This is a genomic window from Pedobacter sp. AK017, from assembly GCF_014200825.1.
Taxonomy (GTDB): Bacteria; Bacteroidota; Bacteroidia; order Sphingobacteriales; family Sphingobacteriaceae; genus Pedobacter; species Pedobacter heparinus.
The window spans coordinates 142,124-162,819 of record NZ_JACHCW010000012.1 but is presented as its reverse complement, the minus strand read 5'-3'; the positions used below and the strand labels follow the sequence as shown (position 1 = coordinate 162,819).

The window sequence follows — 20,696 nt, the reverse complement described above, 5'->3', positions numbered from 1 at the left end:
ATGAAAACAAAATATTATTTTCTCACTTTTATCTTCTTATTAAGCTTTGGGTCATGTAAGAAGTATTTGGAAACCAAACCAACGGACTTCCTTAATCCCGATGCCTATTATGAAACAGAGGCACAACTGGATTTTGCGCGTTCCAGCGTTTATCATATTGTAGGGGCATCACAGCTTTGGGGCTCCTGGGCAAATTATCTTTTAGGCTGGCAGGGTGATGAAGGGTATATGAACCGCTTTACCTTAACCACGGGTCCCTGGAATTATTTTTATTCCTCGGCTGATTCCTATAACGCGGGATACTGGAGTAATCTTTATAATGGCATCAACAGGGCAAATGTAGTTCTGGCCAACCTCGATAAAAACACAGCTATAAGCCAGGCAAAAAGAGATGTAATCCGTGGTGAAGTACTGTTTCTGAGGGGTTATTTTTATTTTCAGCTGGTGCAATATTACGGTGGTGTCCCTTTAAAAATAACCCCAACCTCTTCGGTTGTTGATGTAGATATACCAAGGGCCAGTATAAAAGACACTTATACGCAAATCCTGAAAGATATGGAAGCTGCCGAACCACTAGTTCCCGGCATCGCATCCTTAGGGTATGGTGGGGCAATCAGTAAATCAGCAGTGCGTGGTATGCTGGCACGGGTAAACCTGTACATGGCAGGTGAGCCACTTAAAGAACAAGCCAGGTATAGTGAGGCTAGTAAATGGGCAAAAATGGTTATTGATGATGCAGAATCTGCACATGCTTTAAATGCCAGCTACCCTCAGATATTCATTAACCTGTGTTCAGATAAATACGACATCAAAGAAAGTATTTGGGAAGCTGAATTCTGGGGCAATAGATTAGACCAATACACCGAGACCAGTAATATCGGCTATATCAACGGCCCGGCATCAACTGCAGCTACCATCAATGGTCTGGCAGATTCCTATATGAGCATCACCTCTAAACTATACGATGTATTTGAGCCTGGCGACAATAGAAAATGGTGGGACATTACCCATTTTACCTATACAGCTACAGGGAAAACCATGGTAGCCTTACCTGCAACCCAGGCGGCGAAAAATGTACTCAGGCCCGCAAAATGGAGAAGGGAATATGAAGTTGTAGCCAAGAATGGCGCAAACACACCCAATAACATAGCAATTTTACGATATACAGATGTATTGCTGATGTATGCAGAAGCTCAAAATGAAATTAACAATGGTCCAACACCAGAAGTCATAAATTATGTTAACCTTATCAGGAAAAGAGCTTGGTCTACCGGAGTTAAAACTATCACGGTAACTAATGGAGGATCTGGCTATACAACAGCTCCAACGGTAACTTTTTCGGCAGGTTCAGGCGCTACGGCTGCTGGTGTGGCTACCATTTCGGGTGGAGTAGTCACTGCAATTACCCTTAGCCGAGATATTACTGGTGTTACCTTTAATCAGGATGGTAAATATACTACGGCTCCAACCATCAGCATTTCAGGTGGTGGAGGTACAGGGGCTACAGCTTCGGCCACAATTTATCTTCCTGCAGATGCAGAACTGAAGCCAGCGCAAACGGCTTCAAAATCTGCTTTTCTGGCTGCTATCCAGGATGAACGCTTTCGCGAGTTTAATTATGAAGGTTTGAGGAAGGCTGACTTGCTGCGCTGGGGGATATTTTTACAGGTTAATCAGGATATGGGCAACTTATTGAACAATGAGATCCCTGGCAATGCCGCAGTAAAGTATTTTACAAACGTAAGTGCTAAGGACCTGTTTATGCCAATACCTACAAGTGAAACAACCACTAACCTGGCGATCACCCAAAATCCAGGCTGGAATTAACAATTTTAAACGAAGAAGATGAAATTTAGCTATTATAATATGTTACTGGGTGTGCTTTTGCTGGCGGCCTGTAATAAAGAATTAAAATTAGAAAAAGCCCCTGATTTTGATGTAACTACTGCATCCACAACCTATAAAGCAGGGCAAGAGATCACTTTTAATATAAAAGGTGGAACTGCACACATTATTTCCTTTTATTCCGGAGAAACATTGAAAGATTATGCTTTTAAAGATGGTCGTGTTATAGATGTAAAGGGTGCAGGGGCTACACTGGAATTCCAAAACAGTGTGCAGGTTGGCACACAGGCAGGGCAACTGTCTTTTCTATATTCGACCGATTTTAATGGTGATTATTCCAGTCTGGCCAAAGTTAAAGCCGCAACCTGGACAGATATTACCGCCAGGTTTGCTCCATTGGCTACAAGTGCCACTTTTGTGCCCGCAACTATAAGTCCGAAAGACATTTCTGATCTGATAACTCCTGGTAAACCCATTTATTTCGCGTTTAAATATGTGACAAAACCACAGGCAACAAATGGCCTTGCGCGCCAGTGGTTCATACAGACTTTTGCGGTAAAAAGTAAATCAAAATTAAATGGTACGGCCCTTACTATTACTGATCAGGTCAGTTCGGGATTCAGGATAGTGGATGAGAATGCTGTAAACGCGCCTGCACGCTCAAGTGTTACAGCTACAAGGGTAACACTTTATGGCAATGAATATTTGACTGCAGATCTTCCAAGATTCAATCCGAATGATCCAATGTACGATCCTACAAATCCAATTTATAACCCAAGAGACCCCGCTTATCAGCCAACTGCGAAATTTCCTACTTACGTGCCGTTTAATCCAACAAGTCCATACAATGATCCAACCAGTGAACATTGGGCTGTAAGCAGGGCCATCTCCGCAGAGCAAGTTGATCTTGGCCCGGATTTGTCCACTTCTATAAAAGGCATATCCAACCCAAGCCTGGATGTACATAGATATACCTATGCCACTCCGGGAACTTATAAAGCTGTATTTGTGGCTTCGAACAATACCATAGATGATACTAAAACGGTAATTAAAGAAATTACATTAACCATTACACCTTAAATAAGTTTATTCCATAGGGCTGTCCGAAAAGGTCGGACAGCCCTATGTTTATTCATGTACCAGAGTATCACGTTACTGCCACCAATCCTAAATACTCACTGGTAGCCGCGATTTTTCTGCTTTCCGAGTAAAAGCTGATATAGCAATGCACCTCGTGCCCTTTAAAGTCGGCAGGAAGAACTAACCTGGCCGCTTTTTCACTTCTTAGCGCAGCATTTTCCAGTTTGCAAAACTGTTGAGTCACCGGGTCGTAAACGACTACCGTTACCTGGTCGGCAGCAGAACGCATGGGCGTAAAATTTCCATTTTCCCAGCTAAAGTCTATCGCATTACTGGTTGTCGACACTGCATTTGGCAGCCATGAACCCAACAACTCCCCTTTGCTGAACAACAATTGATCAAAAGCGATGCTTTGATCAGGATAAACACCTGCAATGGCATTTTTCATGTTGTAAGACAGCGCATCATTCATTGGGGTGTACTTTTCTATGTTTTGAAAACAGCGCGTTATGATGTCGTCCAGTCCCAGTAAAAAGCCCCTGAAAAGGGCCATCTTATTTTGCTGTGCCAGCTGAGCTGTGGTTGCAGGTTTGTTACTCGTTTCAGGTAGGCCGCGCATATAATCTATCCCGCGCCAGCTTGCGCCTACTACGGCACCCACCTTCCCTGAAAATCCGCCAAGGATTCCCTTTTTTATTCTTCCCATGTTTTTATAAATTAAGTTTTAGTATGTTAGTTACCAGCAATATATAAATATTTTTTTTATCTTTAAAATTTACCTTGCCTACTACGGATAAGATTAAGAACCAGGTCTTCCTGATAGCAAGTCCTCACATCGTCCACACATTCTACACACTTTCTTCACAAAAAGGTACCTGTTTGTGGGTTTGGTGTGAAGGATAGGTGAACCAGGTGTGAAGAATGACTTTCTTTGTGAAGAACCAGGCCTTTCCAGGATCTTTACGGCTACCAAAGCGCAAAAAATTATTTATTTAAAGAATAAATAGGTGATCTGATTTAAAAATTATACATTAGTGCTGTTAACGTGTACGTACCCTTAACTATGATATCAGGGTTATTACCTTAAATTACCTGCTTGAAATGGTTATAATTTAGCTTATTTTAAGCCCTAAAAACAGCAGGTGTTTAACTTATAAAATAAATGAATGGACAATAAAGTAATAGGTTTTGGAATTGTGGGCACAGGTGCCATTGCTGGTATCCATGCCCAGGCCATTGCTGCCCTTAAAAATGCAAAGCTTTTGGGCGCTTACAGCTTAACAAAAGCTAAAGTAGATGAATTTGCTACCCAGTACAATTGCAGGGCTTACGATTCGCTGGATGAGTTGCTCAAAACAGAAGGACTGGATATCGTATGTATCTGTACCCCTTCTGGTGCACACCTGGAGCCTGCCCTTAAAGCCATAGCAGCAGGCAAGCATTGCCTGATCGAAAAACCGATTGAGGTTACCCTCGAAAAAACCGACCAGATCATTGCCGCAGCGAAGCGTAAAAATGTACAGGTGGCCGTTGTGTTCCCTACCCGTTTTTATCCGGCGAGCCAGCATTTGAAAAAAGCCATCGACAGCGGCAGGTTTGATCAACTGGCCCTGGCCAGTTCTTATGTAAAGTGGAGCCGTACCCATGAATACTACAGTTCAAACCCATGGCGTGGTACCTGGAAACTGGATGGAGGGGGTGCTTTAATGAACCAGGCCATTCATTCCGTGGATATGCTGCAATGGTGCATGGGCCCGGTCCAATCGGTAATGGCCATGTCGGGCAATGTAAAACATAAAAATATTGAAGTAGAAGACACCCTGGTTGCTGTACTGAAATTTGCGAATGGGGCTATGGGCACCATAGAATGTTCAACGGCTGTTTACCCGGGGGCTTATAAGAAACTTGAAATCATGGGCAGCGCTGGTACGGTAGTGATGGAGGACAACGACATTAGCCAGTGGCAGTTTGAACAGCAAACCGAACAGGATACAAAAATCAGCGAAGGGCCTTCCGAGCACCTTTCAAAAGGTGGTGTTGCCGATCCGAAAGCCATCAGCTATTCGGGGCACCAGAAACAAATGGAGAACATGATCGAGGCCATTTACAACAATGGCCAACTGCTAATAGATGCTGAAGAAGGACGTAAATCAGTAGAGATTGTACTGGCCATTTATAAAAGTGCCCAGACAGGACAGCTGGTAAAGCTGCCATTATAAAAACTGCCGATAACCAATTATACAACCTAAACTAACACGTTAATGGAAAAAATAGATTATATCGTACTGGCCGGTTATTTTTTAGTCCTCGTTTTAATGGGGATATGGGGATATACCAAAATCAAATCCTCGGCCGATTTTTATACTGCCGGTGGTAAGTTGCCCTGGTGGCTTTCGGGTATTTCGCACCATGTTTCCGGCTATAGCGGTGCGGTATTCGTGGCCTATGCAGCCATAGCCTATAACTATGGTTTTACACTATACATGTGGTGGGCCCTCAGTATAGCCATTGCCATGGTGGGTACAGTATTTTTTATTGCACCAAGGTGGGCCAGGTTAAGGTCTAAAGCAGGTATACAATCGCCTACTGAATACCTGGCTACCCGTTACAACCTCAGTACCCAGCAGGTGATGGCCTGGAGTGGGGTAATCATTAAAATATTTGATGTAGGTGCAAAATGGGCGGCTATTGGCATTCTGTTAAACGCTTTTACGGGTCTGCCCATAGCTACGGGCATTTTAACAGCTGGTGTGGTCAGTATGGTATACATTACCATGGGTGGCCTTTGGGCCGATGTGGTGAACGATCTGGCTTCCTTTCTGATCCAGTTTACAGCAGGTATCATTATGATGGTGATGGTGCTGATCCAGCTGGGCGATGGTTTAAATGGTATATTTACGATGTGGGACCGCTTACCGGCGGCACATGGCCAGCTGTACAATGGCCCCTATACACCGGCTTTTGCCATTTCTTTTACGGTCATCTGCTTTTTTAGTTTCAGCGGGGGTACCTGGCACCTGGCCACCCGGTTTATCTCATCGCCATCTGGTACTGAAGCCCGTAAGGCGGCAACGCTTTCCATGCTGATGTACCTGATATGGCCATTGATCCTGTTCTTTCCCATGTTTGCCGCACCAATCTTTATAAAAGACCTGGCCGACCCCACACAATCTTATGCCATGATGGCCATAAAATTCCTGCCCCATGGTTTGGTAGGTCTGTTGCTGGCCTCTATGTTTGGCAATACCCTGGCCATGACAGCAGCGGATGCCAATACCATTTCGGCAGTAATTACCCGCGATATTATGCCGGTGCTGTATAGAAAGATGAGCACCTTCAATCAGAAAAAAATGTTGGTTATTGCAAGGGTAACCACTTTTCTTTTCATCCTGACCACACTGATCATTGCCTTTCAGTCCAAATCTTTTGGTGGGGTGTTCGGACTGATCATTACCTGGTTCTCGGCTTTGGTTGGCCCTACTGCTATACCAATGATACTTGGGCTGTTGCCTGCATTTAAACATAGCGACAGCAGGGCAGCATTACTTTCTATTTTTGGGGGACTGATCACTTTTGCTGTAATGAAATCGTTTATGACGGTAAGCTTAACGGCAGAGCTGGCCTCGCCTATTGTTACCTCTATGATTATTTATATCGGCTGCGGCCTGTTTTTAAGGAGCAAAGTGAAACCGGAAGTTGAAGCCCTGCTGGCTTCACTGAAAGAGGATTAAACAAAAGGCTGTCCGAAAAGTGTGTTCGGACAGCCTTTTTATATGGGTATGGATTTACAGTTTGTAACTGAACAAATGAGAACCGCTGACAAAGAAAATCCGGCCATTGGCATAATCACCGCCAGCTTTGATGTTTGATGGGGAAGTAGCAATCAGTTTTAGGTTATAATTGTCGGGATTGATCTGTACAATTGCCCCATCGTTGAAAAGCAGGTATATTTCACCTTTAGGTCCTTCAACAAATATCCTCGGGCTTTGCTCTGCGGTTGTACGGCCATATTTAGGCAGCAGATCTTCTTCATGGATAACCTGTTTTTTCGCCGGGTCGAATACAAAAAACACCTTTTTATCTTTAATGCCGTAAACCATCCCATTGGGCATTAAGCGCATGTCGCTGTATTCCTGTGCCTGAGGGAACAGGGCCTTTTGCCATTCTATCTTTTTGCTGCCCATGTCCATGATGTACACTACGGCTTCTGTAGCCTTCTTTTCGCCACCAGAACCTGGCGTTGTAGTGGTGCCACCGAGTATTTTGCCATTTTTAAGGGGCACAATGCTCATGGTCGACTGGTCCTGCACCACTTCTTTATCGGTAAGCAATATCTGTTGCTTGGTCTTATCGTCCCAAAACAACAGGCCGCCGCCTGTAGCACCATATTCCGGACTGCCGCTCATGATCATTGTTTTTCCATCGGGATGGGCCACCAGCCGGAATGGCCTGATGACAGTAGGTGATGCTACGGAGAGATACTGGGGGTTGGAAACAGTACCTTTTTTTGGCCAGCCTTTCCAGGGTTGAAAGGGGTTCCAGTCTATCAGGTAGCCCCCGTTATATACCGCGAAAAACACTTTGTTGTTCTGGTTTGCCAGGGCATTAAACTGCCCCAGGGCAGGGCGGTTTACCCAATTGTCGTTTTTCAAATCGTAATTAAAAAAGCGCATCGGAAAAGCTGTACCACCTACTATAGTCCCATCTGGTGCAGTACCCACGCCCATTACAATCGCGCCATCGCTGGAATAATTAAAGGTCACAGTGTTTTTTTTCCTGGTTCCCGGGTTTTCGGTAACCAGCACCCTGTTTACCAGGTCCAGGCTTTTCAGCAGGCTGCCATCCGGAAATTTATCATGAACAAGTACTTGTGAACCTGTAATAACAGGTTTTGGTTTCCGTGTCCGGTATTGCCCCACCTTGTTCGCTTTGCCTTTGTACAGTTCATACCAGGGGCCGTCTCCGCTGCTCAGGCTTTGTCCATAAACTTTTCCGTTTAAATCCCTGGATACAGACGCTATGCCTAATTTTCTTTCTGCCGGGGGGAGTATGCTTGTAATTTCGGCAGATACGGGATTAAAAGCAAAAATCTGGCTGGCGGCATTGCCTAGCCCAAAATAGATCCAGCCGCTGTCATCTGCTGTGATCGACCTCGGGTATTGTGCCCATTTTTCTTTGTTTACAGATTTATAATCTTTAAACTCACGGGTTCTGGGATCAAAAGAAACCAGGCCGCTGCTGGGATAAGTTGCTGCCCAGATCCTGCCGTCATCATCGGCGGTCATGGACATTGCCATTTGTGGCGTGGCCTTGCTCACAAAGGTAAATTTCCTTAATACGGGATCAAATTCTACAAAGTGGGAGCCATAAAGGCTATAGAGTTTGTTACCTTCAGACAAGATGGAGGAAAATGGTGTATCCCCCTTGGTGTCAAAAGGGACCGGGAATTCTTCACTTTTGCCGGTCAGCGCATCAATCATCAATAAGGCATAGCCACCACGGTGGTCAAAAAGCCAGACCAGGACAATGTTGCGGCCCTGGCCATCTACGGTTGCGACCACGCCACGGTGATTGCTGATGGGCGAGGCAACACCATGATCGTAAAAACCGCCGCCCAGGTCTTTGGTCTTGCTTTCAACGGTAAAACCACTCTGATCGGGAAGCGGGCTTACCTGGACATTTTTTTGTGCATGGGCAATGGGGATCAGGGCCATGTAAAGGGTAAAAAACAGGATTGCTTGTTTCATTTTAGTATGTGTTATGGTTACGTACACGTAAATATAAATATCCTGATTATTAAAGCAGTATAAAATCTGTAAATCGCGTAAATTATTTGATATATATATTTTTTTGTTTCAAAAGAATTCCTACCTTAGATATAAATCGGGTACGTACACTAAAATAACATCATTTATACTTCATACCCGATAAAAGAAATTCCATCATAAGAACCATTACAGAGGAGGGAGTTTCATTATAAATGACCAAAACTATATCCAAATGAAAAAATCTGATTTTTCGAGGAGACATTTCATCACTGCTGTTACCACCACTTCACTGGCAGCGGCGTTTTCCAATGTTATTCCCGCGTTCGGGCAGTCTATAGCAAAAGACTATGGTAAACTGGCCATTCTGGGCGGTACACCGGTAAGGACCAAAGGATGGATCAACTGGCCGGCTGTTCTGGCCGATGAAAAAGTGATCGCTTCTATTGTAAATACCACCAAGAGTGGCAAATGGAGCCGTATCCAAAATGCTGCAAATGGTACTGTAGCCACGTTCGAAAAAGAATTTGCGGCTTTACTGGGCGTTGGTTTTTGTGTAGGTACTGGTTCGGGCACGCAGGCACTGAGTACTTGTGTAGAGGCTCTGGGTATCGGCCCCGGCGATGAAGTCATCACTTCGCCCTATACCGATTTTGGCACGATATCTTCCATTATAGGCAGTCGTGCCCTGCCGGTGATGGCCGATCTGGACCGGGCATCTTATCAGCTTGATCCTGATGATGTGGAAAAAAAGATCAATAAAAATACCAAAGCCATTATGCCGGTGCACATGATGGGCATGCCTGCCGACATGCAGCGCATTATGGCCATTGCCAAAAAACACAATTTATATGTCATAGAGGATGCCTGTCAGGCTAACTTTGCACAATATCAGGGTAAGCAGGTGGGCACCATTGGCGATCTGGGCTGTTTCAGTTTTCAGGCCAGTAAACAGATTTCCTGTGGTGAAGGCGGTGCGGTGATCGGGAATGATGCCGCGCTGATGGACAAAGTATTTACGGTACAGAACCATGGCACCGACCGTAAGGGTAAAAATGTGACCATTGGCCCTAAATACCGCATGAACGAATTGGAGGGCGCCATTTTAATGGGCCAGCTATCGGGTGCCAAAGAGCGGTTTGTCCGCAGAAACGAAAATGCAGCCTATTTAAGCGCTAAGCTCAAAGGCTTCCCGGGGCTTATACCCCAAAAACAATATACGGGTACGCAAAGCAGTGGTTATTACCTGTATGCCATGAGTTATCAGAAAGAACATTTTAACAATGCCGACCGTAGCAAATTTCTGAAAGCGATAGCAGCCGAGGGCGTTGCACTGAGCCCTTATATTAAAGGCCTGCATACCGAGCCCTGGGTAGACCATATTTTAAGCTTAAAGGAATATAAAACGATGTATACGCCGCAAAGGCTTGTACAATACCGCGAGCAGGCCTTAAACCTGCCGAAATGCGATCTGGTTGGACAGGAAATGGTAGTATTGGGGGGCTCAGCGCAGTTGCTGGGCACTAAAGCGGATATGGATGATGTAATTAATGCGATTATGAAGGTTTATGAAAATAGAGACAAGCTGAATGCAATTGAATAACTATACTATACACTAACACAACACACACATGAACCTGAGTATTAAATGTTTTAGACTATTGTTTTGCCTGGCTGCGTTATGCTGCCTTGTGAACAATGCAAATGCCGTTCCTATTGATTCCTTAAAGCATGTACAGGCTGGTCAGCTAAGCTTGAGCACCTTTGATGTAGATGCTACGCCTCCGGTGGGCAGCGACCTGGCCTACGACCCCATGATCAATTCCTGGGACATGAGCCTGCGTGCCAAGGGCTTTGTACTGATGGGTTCGGGCAAACCAATTGTGGTATGCTCGGTAGACTGGATTGGGATTTCCAATGATAGCCAGGATGAATTTAAAGCTGCCATAGCCAGCGCTGCAGGTACGACCACAAACCGGGTAGCGGTACATGCCCTTCATATACACGATGCTCCGGCATGTGATTTTGGTGCAGAGCGGATTTTGCTGGCAGCAGGGCTGAAGCCAATCAGCTTTGAAGGCAGTTTTGCACGTGAAGTGATCAGGCGTTTGGCTGTTGCTGTACACAACTCAATAAAAAAGGCCCAGCCTGTTACCCATCTGGGACTGGGAAAGGCAATAGTTTATAAAGTTTCTTCAAACCGCCGTATTATTGGGGCTGATGGTAAGGTAAAGGCCAGCCGTACTTCTGCTACCAAAGATTCGGCCATGAGGGCAGAACCCGAAGGTCTGATCGATCCGGAATTGTCGCTCATCAGTTTCTGGAACAAAGATAAACCGGTAGCCGTACTGAGCTATTACGCCACCCACCCTCAAAGTTATTACCGTACCGGGGTGCCAAACCCCGATTTCCCGGGCTTAGCCAGGTTTATGAGGCAGCTGGCTGTGCCGGATGCCCTGCACATCCATTTTAATGGTGCCGGAGGAAACATTACTGCGGGAAAATACAACGACGGGGCACACATCAACAGGCTGATCCTGGCAGAAAGACTTGCCGATGGAATGAAACGCGCCTGGGAGGCCACTAAAAAAGAGCCCATTGACGCTGCTGGGGTAGAATGGACAATTGAGCCCATCAAAATCCCTTTAAAAAAGGACGTGGTAACGATGGAACAGAAAATGTATACAGAAACCCCGGTTTTCCTATCCAACAATATGTCTAAACTCGTATTACTGCGCAGGGAAGAAGCGGGTAAAAAGATTGATATAACCTGTCTTAAACTGGGTAATGCACGAATCCTGCACCTTCCAGGTGAACCATTTGTAGAATATCAGCTGGCGGCCAAAGCCTATCGTAAAGATCTTTTTGTAGCGCTGGCCGGTTATGGGGATTATGCCCCGGGTTATATCTGTAATGAAGAAGGTTACCGCCAGGGCGGCTATGAGGCCGGACAGGCCTCGGCAGCAAACCCTGACATAGAAAAAGTACTGATGACAGCCATTCACAAGCTGTTAAAAAATAAACAAACCAAATGACAATGCTGATGAAACCTAACACAAACAACCAAAACAATGAAACCAGAAGGAAATTTATCAAGTCGACCGGTATTTTTGCTGCTGGTTTAGCTTTAGTTCCCTCATTTTCCATGGCATCCGCTAAGGATAAAGGCGTATGGAGTTTTCTAACCGGAAAGCAGGACGATAAACTGGCTGTTCTTGGCGGTAAGCCGCTCCGTACCAAAGCCTGGCAAAAATGGCCCATCTGGAATCCGGAAACCGATGAAAAGCGCGTTGTTGATACCATCAGGAGCGGCGTTTGGTCGCGCGCCGGGGTAGCCAATGAATTTGAAGCGGCATGGGCCAAAGCGCTGGATGTTAAACGCAGTTTAACTGTAGCTAATGGTACAAATGCGCTAATTGTTGCACTTCACCAGATGAATATTGGTGCAGGAGATGAGGTATTGGTACCACCCTATACTTTTATTGCTACGGTTTCTGCGGTACTGCTAAACGGTGCCATCCCTGTTTTTGTGGATGTGGACCTCGAAACTTTCCAGATGGACCCGGATAAGATAGAAGCAAAAATTACTCCGCGTACCAAAGCGATACTACCTGTACACATTTTAGGCTTGCCATGTGATATGGACCGAATTATGGCGATTGCCAAAAAACACAATCTTTTGGTACTTGAAGATGCCTGCCAGGCGCACTTGGCAGAGTACGATCATAAAAAAGTAGGCACCATAGGCCATGCCGGTTGCTTTAGTTTCCAAAACTCTAAAAACCTGCCCATTGGCGAGGGAGGCGCAATTGTGAGCAACGACGAAAAATTTATCGACAAATGTTTTTCTTATACCAATTATGGCTATCCATATGGAACAGCTGTAGGTACAGTAAGCGGCGGGAGCGCTATGCTGGGTACTAAAGTCCGAACTTCTGAATACGCGTCGGCCATCGGGCTGTCGCTACTGAAATACCTGGACGCACAAACCACCACCAGGAATGAAAATGCAGCTTACCTGAAAGCACAGATTGCCAAAACCCCGGGTATTGTACCTTATAAACTATATGATAAAGTGACCAGGGCAGCTTATCACCTTTTTCCTTTCAGGTTCCAGAAACAGAACTTTAAAGGCCTGTCGAGAGATAAATTTTTGAAAGCGTTAAGGGCAGAGGGCATCCCATGCTCCAGCGGATATACCCCTTTACTGGAAATGAACTTTATAAAAGATGCTTTTGAATCGAAGAATTTTAAACGCATGTATACAAAAGGAGAGTTGGATTACAACAAATACCTGAAAAATAACAAATGCCCGAATAATGACATCCTGTGTCATGAAGAGGCTGTATGGTTTTCGCAGAGTATGCTTTTAGGCAGCAAATCTGATATGGATGACATTGCTGCAGCGATTGCAAAAATTTACAAAAATGCGGATGAACTTAACAAAATGGGCTAAACGATGAAGAGACCAATTTTATTTTCAACGCTTTGCTGTGTTGTTTTTTTAAGTACTTCAGTATACGCACAAAAAACTGCTCTTGCTGAAGCGGCCGACTGGAAAGCTGGCGTTGCCAGGGTTGTAATTACCCCAAAGCAGCCCATGGCAATGGCCGGCTTTGCCAGCCGTAACCATCCTTCTGAGGGTACCCTGCACGACTTATGGGCCAAAGCACTTGCCCTGGAAGATGCCAATGGCAAAAAGGCCTTACTGATTACCACCGACCTTTTAGGTTTTCCAAAAGATGTGTCTAACCACATCAGGGACAGGATTAAAAGCAAATTTGGTTTAGACCGCGACCAGGTATTGCTGAACAGCTCACATACCCATTCGGGTCCGGTTTTACAGGATGCGCTGACAGACATTTACCTGCTGGATGCTGTACAACTGGAAAAGATCAAGCAATATTCACTTGCACTGGAAGACCAGATTGTTAAACTTGCCGGTGAGGCCCTGGGTAAAATGGAGCCTGCTGCACTTTATGCACAAAATGGGGTAACCAGATTTGAGGTTAACCGTCGCAACAACCCTGTAGCTACTTTAACCAAGGTTGCAGAATTGAAGGGGCCAAGTGATTGGGCAGTTCCGGTAATCAAAGTAGTGAATAAAAAAGGAGAGCTGAAAGCCATTGCTTTTGGTTATGCTTGTCACAATACCGTTTTGGAACGCTATGAATGGTCTGGCGATTATGCCGGTTTTGCCCAGATAGAGGTTGAAAAATACCATCCGGGAACTACGGCCATGTTTTTTCAGGGTGCTGGTGCAGATCAGAACCCCCTGCCTCGCGGTACTGTACCTCTGGCCAAACAATATGGCCGGGAACTGGCAGCTGCGGTTGACCGTGTAATTGAAGAGGACATGCGGAAATTACCTGCTACCCTGTCTACCGCCTATTCGGAAATAAATTTGCCATTGGGTGCTGTTCCAAATAAAGAAGAGTTGACCCAAATTGCTAAAACAACGCCGGTAGCTTATCAGAAACGCTGGGCCGAACGTATGATCGGTAAGATAGATAAAGGAGAGCAACTGATCCGCTCGTACCCATATCCTGTACAGGTGTGGTCAATTGGGGGTCAGGCCCTTGTAGCCTTAGGGGGCGAACTCACTGTAGAATATTCCATTATCACTAAGCAGATGTTTGGCCAGGACGCCTTTGTTTTGGGCTATAGCAATGATGTGATGACCTATATTCCTTCCTGTTCCATTTTACAGGAAGGCGGCTATGAAGGTGATGCTGCCAGAATGGTATATGGTATGCCCGCAAAATGGGATGTAACAGTTGAAACCAGGATTTTAAACGAAGTGATTTTGCAGGCCGAAAAAGCTGGCGTGCCAAAAATTGTCAGATAATGAATTATGGATTTTAAAAAATCAAAAACGAAACCATCCGCATCCCTGTCCCGGCGCAAGTTTATTGCCGGGACAGGCCTGCTGCTGGCCGGAACTGCCTTAAAACTACAGGCGAACCCGCTCTCTACGCGCTCTACGCACTCTCCGCTCGATTCACTTTTTGCTGAGCCGATTATTGACATCCACCAGCATACCGATTACATGGGGCGTACTACCGAACAGCTGATTGCGCACCAGCGGGCCATGGGGATTACCAAAACCATTCTTTTGCCTTCAGGCCGTCCGGTTAATTCGGCCAGTACACACTTTGGCGTAGGCAACGGCTTGCAGGCCAAAGCTACCGGAAACACCATTTGCTACGGACTGGCAAAAAAATATCCTAAAGAATTTTTGTTTGGTGCCAATGAGGTGCCCGACCTGCCGGATGCCCTTCAAGAAATTGAAAAATATTTAAAGCTGGGTGCTTCTGTTATAGGGGAGTCTAAATTTGGGGTAGAGTGTGATTCGCCGGAGATGCAGAAGATCTATGAGCTGGCACAGGCCTATAATGTTCCGGTGCTGATGCACTGGCAGTATGAAATGTACAACTATGGCCTGGAGCGCTTTTATAAAATGCTGGAAAAATATCCTAAGGTGAACTTCATCGGGCACTCCCAAACCTGGTGGGCTAATATTGACAAGAACCACCTGGACCAGAAGGTGCTTTATCCGAAAACAAAGGTGACCCCCGGCGGATTGACAGACCAGCTGCTGAGCAATTACGACAATATTTACGGCGACTTGTCAGCAGGTTCAGGACTAGGTTCCATGACCAGGGATGAGGACCATGCGCGTGCCTTTATAGAAAAACATCAGGACAGGTTGCTTTTTGGCAGCGACTGCACCGATATAACCGGGCATATAGACAACTGTTTCGGGGCAAAAATAATTGCCGAGGTAAGGAAATTATCGCCCACAAAAAAAATAGAAAGAAAGATCTTATACCACAATGCAAAAAAACTGTTCCGCCTGTAATGCCGCCATTACAGAGGAACACAATAAAACAGATTTAAAATGAGCAATACCTTAATAGCAAAGCGATACTACTCCGGGTTTGAACTGGCCCACGATACTTACAATGCAATATCGGCCGCCAGTGATGGCAGGGTTTATTATGTGCTTTCATCAGAATCTTACGATATCGGCGGAAAAATTTATGTTTACGATCCTGAAACAGATACGACGGCATTACTGGCCGACCTGACCGAGATCTCCGGTGAAAAGGACAGTAAGGCTATTCCCCAGGGCAAAAGCCATGTACGCTTTTATGAAAGTAATGGCAAACTGTATTTTGTGACCCATGTAGGCGTTTATGATATGATAGATGATATGGAACGCCTGCATGTAAAAGCACCTGAGGGTTATGCGCTGTATCCGGGCGGACATATCCTGTCGTACGACCTGGCTGAGGGTAAATTTGAAGACCTGGCCATTGCGCCGGAAGGCGAAGGGCTGCTTACCATGGCTATCGATAAAGAAAGGGGCCATATTTATGCACTGACCTGGCCATTGGGCTATCTGGTCCATTATGATATGAATTCCGGCAAATTGCGGAATATCGGTTTACCCTGCGGCCGTGGCGAAGCGGGGGAAGTGGGTAAAGATTACCGGGTGATCTGCCGTTCGATGTTTGTAGACCCTGCCGATGGTACCTTATATTTTTCTACGGCCGAAGGCGATATCCTTACCTTTAAACCTGAAGAGACTACTTTTTCAAAGCTGGAAGATATTGACCTTAAACTGGACTATTTTGGCAGTTATGATGCTACCAGGCCAGGAAGCATGGGCTATAACTGGCGCAAAATATTCTGGCATGCTGCAGAAAAAGTTGCTTATGGTGTACATGGCAATTCGGGTTACCTGTTTCGTTTTGACCCCAGAAAACGAAGCATTGAAATTGTAGACCGCATTGCTTCAGCACCCTCTCAAAAGAGCGGTATGTTCGACCAGTTCAGCTATGGTTACCTGGGCTTTCAGCTTGGGCCGGATGATAAAACCATTTATTACCTTACGGGAGGGCCAATTTACATTGATGGCAAGCGTCTTAAAGGGAAAGATGCCATTGCCAAAGGTGCAGCCAAGGGATTAGAGAACCTGCACCTGGTTACTTATAATCTTTCCAACAGAAAATATACAGACCATGGACCCATTTTTTATGAAGACGGTTCCAGGCCAACCTATGTAAATTCAGTTACCATTGATGCAGCAGGGAATGTGTACACCCTAGCCCGGTTTATGCACAATGGAAATGAAATACAGGACCTGATCAAAATTCCGAATCCTTTTTTAAACACACATAAAACAGTAAATGCTTAAAATATGAAAGCTCTGAACCTTAAAAGAAACCTGATATGGATTGCTATGGTGGCAGTTGTATTTGCCTCCTGTTCAAAAAAGAAAAAGTATGAAGAGTCCCGAACGGCCGAGGAATCTATCAGTACTTTTGATATGCTGAATGGTTTTAAAGCCGAAGTATATGCTACCGAACCGAATGTCACCGATCCTGTTGAGCTCACGTTTGATGAGGAGGGCAATGCTTATGTCATTGAGATGGGTGATTATCCGTATAAGGCGGTAAAAGGACAGGGTAAGGGCCAGATCCGTAAGCTGATCGATAAGGACCACGATGGAAAAATAGATACCTCTGTTATTTTTGCCAGCAAACTTGAAAGTGGCACCAGTATATTGCCATGGGAAGGCGGCTTGCTCGTCACCGCTGCACCCAATATTTTCTTCATGAAAGATACCACTGGCGACGGTAAGGCTGACATTAAAGAAGTGCTGTTTGCCGGCTTCTTTGAAGACAATTCTGAAGCTCAGATTACGAGTTTGAGGTATGGTATCGACAACTGGATCTATGCCAATAATGGCGGGATGGCCGGTGAAATTACTTTTAGCCGTAAACCAAATGCCCCTGCCTTACAGATCAAAGGGGGCGACTTCCGGTTCCGACTGGATAAAGGCCTGTTTGAAGTAGAGTCTGGTGCCGGTCAGTATGGCTTGGATATGGACGATCTTGGACACCGGTTTTATACCAATAATTCCAGGCACATTTCCAATTCGCCCATTGCCGGCAGGTACCTGAAACGCCACGATCATATGAACTTTAAGTCTGTAGTGAACATTTATGCTGCTGAACCGATCATGTACCAGGCTACCCCTGCACCATGGTGGCGTGCAGAACGTACAAAAGCACGCAATGCGAATTTTGAAAAAGAAAAACTGGATAGAAAGGAATATGCTGAAGGACGTTTTACTGCAGCTTCCGGCGGAACGATTTATGCCGGCGATGCCTATCCGAAAGAATTTTATGGCAGTAGTTTTATTGGCGATGTAGCCGGAAGCCTGGTGCACCGCGATATTATTGAAATTGGCAACGACGGGCCTTTTTTTAATGCAAAACGCAGCGCAAAAGAAGAGAAACGTGAATTCATAGCTTCAACAGATCCATGGTTCAGGCCTTGTAACTTTACCCTGGGCTATGATGGTAACCTGTATATGGTGGATATGTACCGTCAGCACATCGAAACACCAGTATCTATTCCTGATTCCCTGAAAATGGATATGGACTTTATGCGTGGCAATAATTTTGGCCGCATTTACCGTATTGTTTCTACTGAAGCAAAAGCACAGAAATCATTGCCACCGCACATGCGGAACCAATTTGGTCAGGAACTGGTGGCTTACCTGGGTCATCCAAACCGCTGGTGGCGTTTAAATGCCCAGCGCATCATCATTGAGCGTAAAGACAAATCGGCTATCCCGGCTTTGGTCAAAATGTTCAACGAGGATAAAAACCCGATCAGCAGGCTGCACGCCCTGTATACTTTAGAAGGCCTGGATGCCCTGAATGCCGAGCTGGTAGGTAAAGCATTAACCGATGCCAATGCAGGTTTAAGAGAACATGGCGCCATCCTTTCAGAGCGCTTTCCAGAACTGGCGGGTCAGCTGGTAAAAACCATTGCTGATCCTGTAGGACTGGTTTCTTTACAGGCAACATTAAGCGCCGGACAGCTGAAGGCTGGACAGGTAGTACCTGCTTTTGCCAGTCTCATAGAAAAGAAATATAAAGACATGTGGTTCAGCAATGCCGTGTTGAGCTCAAATCCCGGTTCATCATTTGAACTGGTAGATCAGCTGGCCAAAAATGGGGCTTTCTTTACTGCTCCCGATTCTGCGAAACTGGCTTTTGTAAAAAATATTTCGACCATTATCGGTTCCCGGAAATCGGGTGCAGAGGTATCAAAACTGCTTGCTTTCTTCTCTTCGCCTGCTGTAAAAACAGATCAGAAATGGGTGCAGGAAGGTTTGAATGGCCTGGCTACCGGATTTAAAAAATCTAAAAACAAGGAAGGTAATGCAGCCATTGCCGCTACGCTTAAAAAGCTGGAAGGCAGTGCGGTTGCAGAAAATAAAAAGGCATATCAGGATGCTGCCGAAGCTTTAAAAGGAAGTTGATTTCAGACCTAAAACAGATACAGATGAAGATTCAAAATAACTCACGCAGGGCTTTCCTGCAAAAATTTCTTTCGGCCGGACTGGTGGTAGTTGCCGGTGGTGCAGTTTTAAGCAGTTGTAATGGTGACAGCCCTAAAGAAAGCGGAACAGTAACCGGGGAAACCCCTAAGGCAGGGGCGGATACCGCAAAATCAGCTTCGGCAGGGAGCGGTGCCGACGATTTTAAATGTGGTGATTATTCTAATGTAAGTCCCGAAGAGCTGGCCAAACGTAAGAAACTCGGCTATGTAGAGAAATCCCCTGATCCGGAAAGAGAATGCCAAAAATGTAATCTTTTTATTCCAAAAGGTGCGGAAAAAACCTGCGGAGGATGCATTCTTTTCAAAGGACCTGTTAACAAGGAAGGTTCCTGCACCTATTGGGCTGAACAGGTTTCCTAAACATATATAAAAACATAAATTAATGCTTCAGAATACTTATAAAATAGTTGGCGGAAAGATCATTACGCCTTATCGCATCATTGATCAGGGAACACTGTTAATTACAGGAGATAAAATTGCACAGATCAGCGAAGGGGATATCCATGCCCCCGGTGCTATTGAAATTGATGCCCGGGGGAACTATGTTTCCCCGGGTTTTATAGACATCCATATCCATGGGGGTGGCGGTCATGATTTTATGGATGGCAACGAAACGGCTTTTCTTAAAATTGCTGAAACGCATGCCAGGTTTGGTACAACGGCCATGGTACCTACCACGCTGACCAGCACCCGTGAAGAGCTGCTGAATACGTTGGATATTTATAAAGAGGCAGATAAAAAGAATACCATGGGTGCAAAATTTATCGGTATGCACCTGGAAGGGCCTTATTTCTCGCCAGATCAGCGCGGTGCCCAGGATCCGCGTTTTATCCGTAACCCTGACCCGAAAGAGTATGAAGCCATTATAGCCCATTCTGATGTCATTAAACGCTGGAGTGCTGCCCCTGAATTACCAGGGGCCATTCCATTTGGCCGGTACCTGAAAAGTAAGGGCATTATTGCTGCAATTGCACATACCGATGCCATTTATGAGGAAACACTGGAAGCCTTTGAAAACGGTTATACCCTGGCCACCCATCTTTATTCCTGCATGTCGGGCGTAACCCGCCGTAATGCTTACCGCTATGCGGGTGTGATAGAAAGCGCTTACCTGATTGATGAGATGGATGTAGAGATCATTGCAGATGGCATACACCTGCCTGCAGCCCTGCTGCAACTGGTGTATAAAATAAAAGGCACAGTAAAAACGGCATTGATTACAGATGCGATGCGGGGTGCCGGGATGCCGCCTGGCGACAGCATATTGGGCAACATTGCTACCGGTATGAAGGTAATTGTGGAAGATGGGGTAGCCAAACTGCCCGACCGCAGTGCTTTTGCCGGAAGTGTGGCCACTACAGACAGACTGGTACGTAACATGGTCCAAATGGCACACGTACCCTTAACTGAAGCTATAAAAATGATCAGCACTACGCCTGCGCGCATCATGGGTATTCAGGACAGCACAGGATCACTGATTGAGGGCAAACAGGCTGATGTGGTCATTTTTGATGAGAACATCGATATCCGGATGACCATGGTAAATGGCCATATAGTGTATACAAAGCCTTAAGATAAGAG

General features: G+C 45.5%; 15 protein-coding genes. 13 read left to right on the top strand and 2 right to left on the bottom strand.

Features of this window, described 5'->3' with window-relative positions; genetic code table 11:
• Window positions 1-1,827, top strand: coding sequence for a RagB/SusD family nutrient uptake outer membrane protein (locus HDC92_RS17785; RefSeq protein ID WP_183876457.1), 1,827 nt, complete (start codon window positions 1-3; stop codon window positions 1,825-1,827).
• An 18-nt stretch (window positions 1,828-1,845) separates the two neighbouring features.
• Window positions 1,846-2,925 carry a DUF5017 domain-containing protein gene (locus HDC92_RS17780; RefSeq protein WP_183876455.1) on the top strand — a complete coding sequence of 360 codons (1,080 nt, stop codon included), beginning with the start codon at window positions 1,846-1,848 and terminating at the stop codon, window positions 2,923-2,925.
• A 67-nt stretch (window positions 2,926-2,992) separates the two neighbouring features.
• Here the strand turns inward: HDC92_RS17780 and HDC92_RS17775 are convergent, their stop codons facing one another.
• The gene (locus HDC92_RS17775; protein WP_183876453.1) at window positions 2,993-3,631 is read right to left on the bottom strand and encodes a DUF6266 family protein; all 639 of its coding nucleotides are present in this window, start codon (window positions 3,629-3,631) and stop codon (window positions 2,993-2,995) included.
• A gap of 460 nt (window positions 3,632-4,091) precedes the next feature.
• Here HDC92_RS17775 and HDC92_RS17770 point away from each other — a divergent pair, with 460 nt between their 5' ends.
• The gene (locus tag HDC92_RS17770; RefSeq protein WP_183876451.1) at window positions 4,092-5,144 is read left to right on the top strand and encodes a Gfo/Idh/MocA family protein; all 1,053 of its coding nucleotides are present in this window, start codon (window positions 4,092-4,094) and stop codon (window positions 5,142-5,144) included.
• A gap of 42 nt (window positions 5,145-5,186) precedes the next feature.
• The gene (locus HDC92_RS17765; RefSeq protein ID WP_012780527.1) at window positions 5,187-6,656 is read left to right on the top strand and encodes a sodium:solute symporter family protein; all 1,470 of its coding nucleotides are present in this window, start codon (window positions 5,187-5,189) and stop codon (window positions 6,654-6,656) included.
• Between the two features lie 54 nt (window positions 6,657-6,710).
• On the opposite strand, the gene HDC92_RS17760 is transcribed toward HDC92_RS17765, so the two are convergent.
• Window positions 6,711-8,672: a hypothetical protein gene (locus HDC92_RS17760; protein ID WP_183876449.1), complete on the bottom strand. Its 1,962-nt coding sequence runs from the start codon at window positions 8,670-8,672 to the stop codon at window positions 6,711-6,713.
• A 253-nt stretch (window positions 8,673-8,925) separates the two neighbouring features.
• Here HDC92_RS17760 and HDC92_RS17755 point away from each other — a divergent pair, with 253 nt between their 5' ends.
• Genes HDC92_RS17755 through nagA form a run of 9 tightly spaced genes read left to right on the top strand, consistent with a single transcriptional unit; the run spans window position 8,926 to window position 20,688 of the window.
• Window positions 8,926-10,293: a DegT/DnrJ/EryC1/StrS family aminotransferase gene (locus tag HDC92_RS17755; protein WP_183876447.1), complete on the top strand. Its 1,368-nt coding sequence runs from the start codon at window positions 8,926-8,928 to the stop codon at window positions 10,291-10,293.
• Window positions 10,294-10,321: 28 nt separating this feature from the next.
• Window positions 10,322-11,725 (top strand): hypothetical protein, encoded by a 1,404-nt coding sequence (locus HDC92_RS17750; protein ID WP_183876445.1) that lies wholly within the window; start codon window positions 10,322-10,324, stop codon window positions 11,723-11,725.
• Window positions 11,726-11,733: 8 nt separating this feature from the next.
• Complete coding sequence (locus HDC92_RS17745) at window positions 11,734-13,146, top strand: DegT/DnrJ/EryC1/StrS family aminotransferase (protein WP_036675411.1); 1,413 nt, start codon at window positions 11,734-11,736, stop codon at window positions 13,144-13,146.
• 3 nt (window positions 13,147-13,149) lie between these two features.
• Complete coding sequence (locus HDC92_RS17740; protein WP_183876443.1) at window positions 13,150-14,538, top strand: neutral/alkaline non-lysosomal ceramidase N-terminal domain-containing protein; 1,389 nt, start codon at window positions 13,150-13,152, stop codon at window positions 14,536-14,538.
• Window positions 14,539-14,544: 6 nt separating this feature from the next.
• Window positions 14,545-15,552, top strand: coding sequence for an amidohydrolase family protein (locus HDC92_RS17735; RefSeq protein WP_183876441.1), 1,008 nt, complete (start codon window positions 14,545-14,547; stop codon window positions 15,550-15,552).
• A 39-nt stretch (window positions 15,553-15,591) separates the two neighbouring features.
• Window positions 15,592-16,893, top strand: coding sequence for a hypothetical protein (locus tag HDC92_RS17730; protein WP_183876440.1), 1,302 nt, complete (start codon window positions 15,592-15,594; stop codon window positions 16,891-16,893).
• A 3-nt stretch (window positions 16,894-16,896) separates the two neighbouring features.
• Window positions 16,897-19,035 carry a PVC-type heme-binding CxxCH protein gene (locus HDC92_RS17725; RefSeq protein WP_183876438.1) on the top strand — a complete coding sequence of 713 codons (2,139 nt, stop codon included), beginning with the start codon at window positions 16,897-16,899 and terminating at the stop codon, window positions 19,033-19,035.
• Between the two features lie 23 nt (window positions 19,036-19,058).
• Window positions 19,059-19,475, top strand: coding sequence for a high-potential iron-sulfur protein (locus HDC92_RS17720; protein WP_012780536.1), 417 nt, complete (start codon window positions 19,059-19,061; stop codon window positions 19,473-19,475).
• Window positions 19,476-19,497: 22 nt separating this feature from the next.
• The gene (gene nagA / locus HDC92_RS17715; RefSeq protein WP_012780537.1) at window positions 19,498-20,688 is read left to right on the top strand and encodes an N-acetylglucosamine-6-phosphate deacetylase; all 1,191 of its coding nucleotides are present in this window, start codon (window positions 19,498-19,500) and stop codon (window positions 20,686-20,688) included.
• Window positions 20,689-20,696 lie beyond the last annotated feature (8 nt).

Excerpts from the sequence above, each read along its gene's own strand:
- HDC92_RS17720 (WP_012780536.1), top strand. The coding sequence starts at position 19,059 with ATGAAGATTCAAAATAACTCACGCAGGGCTTTCCTGCAAAAATTTCTT.
- HDC92_RS17755 (WP_183876447.1), top strand. The coding sequence starts at position 8,926 with ATGAAAAAATCTGATTTTTCGAGGAGACATTTCATCACTGCTGTTACC.
- HDC92_RS17765 (WP_012780527.1), top strand. The coding sequence starts at position 5,187 with ATGGAAAAAATAGATTATATCGTACTGGCCGGTTATTTTTTAGTCCTC.
- HDC92_RS17740 (WP_183876443.1), top strand. The coding sequence starts at position 13,150 with ATGAAGAGACCAATTTTATTTTCAACGCTTTGCTGTGTTGTTTTTTTA.
- HDC92_RS17785 (WP_183876457.1), top strand. The coding sequence starts at position 1 with ATGAAAACAAAATATTATTTTCTCACTTTTATCTTCTTATTAAGCTTT.
- HDC92_RS17770 (WP_183876451.1), top strand. The coding sequence starts at position 4,092 with ATGGACAATAAAGTAATAGGTTTTGGAATTGTGGGCACAGGTGCCATT.
- HDC92_RS17760 (WP_183876449.1), bottom strand. The coding sequence starts at position 8,672 with ATGAAACAAGCAATCCTGTTTTTTACCCTTTACATGGCCCTGATCCCC.
- HDC92_RS17775 (WP_183876453.1), bottom strand. The coding sequence starts at position 3,631 with ATGGGAAGAATAAAAAAGGGAATCCTTGGCGGATTTTCAGGGAAGGTG.
- HDC92_RS17780 (WP_183876455.1), top strand. The coding sequence starts at position 1,846 with ATGAAATTTAGCTATTATAATATGTTACTGGGTGTGCTTTTGCTGGCG.
- nagA (WP_012780537.1), top strand. The coding sequence starts at position 19,498 with ATGCTTCAGAATACTTATAAAATAGTTGGCGGAAAGATCATTACGCCT.
- HDC92_RS17735 (WP_183876441.1), top strand. The coding sequence starts at position 14,545 with ATGGATTTTAAAAAATCAAAAACGAAACCATCCGCATCCCTGTCCCGG.
- HDC92_RS17750 (WP_183876445.1), top strand. The coding sequence starts at position 10,322 with ATGAACCTGAGTATTAAATGTTTTAGACTATTGTTTTGCCTGGCTGCG.
- HDC92_RS17730 (WP_183876440.1), top strand. The coding sequence starts at position 15,592 with ATGAGCAATACCTTAATAGCAAAGCGATACTACTCCGGGTTTGAACTG.
- HDC92_RS17745 (WP_036675411.1), top strand. The coding sequence starts at position 11,734 with ATGAAACCTAACACAAACAACCAAAACAATGAAACCAGAAGGAAATTT.
- HDC92_RS17725 (WP_183876438.1), top strand. The coding sequence starts at position 16,897 with ATGAAAGCTCTGAACCTTAAAAGAAACCTGATATGGATTGCTATGGTG.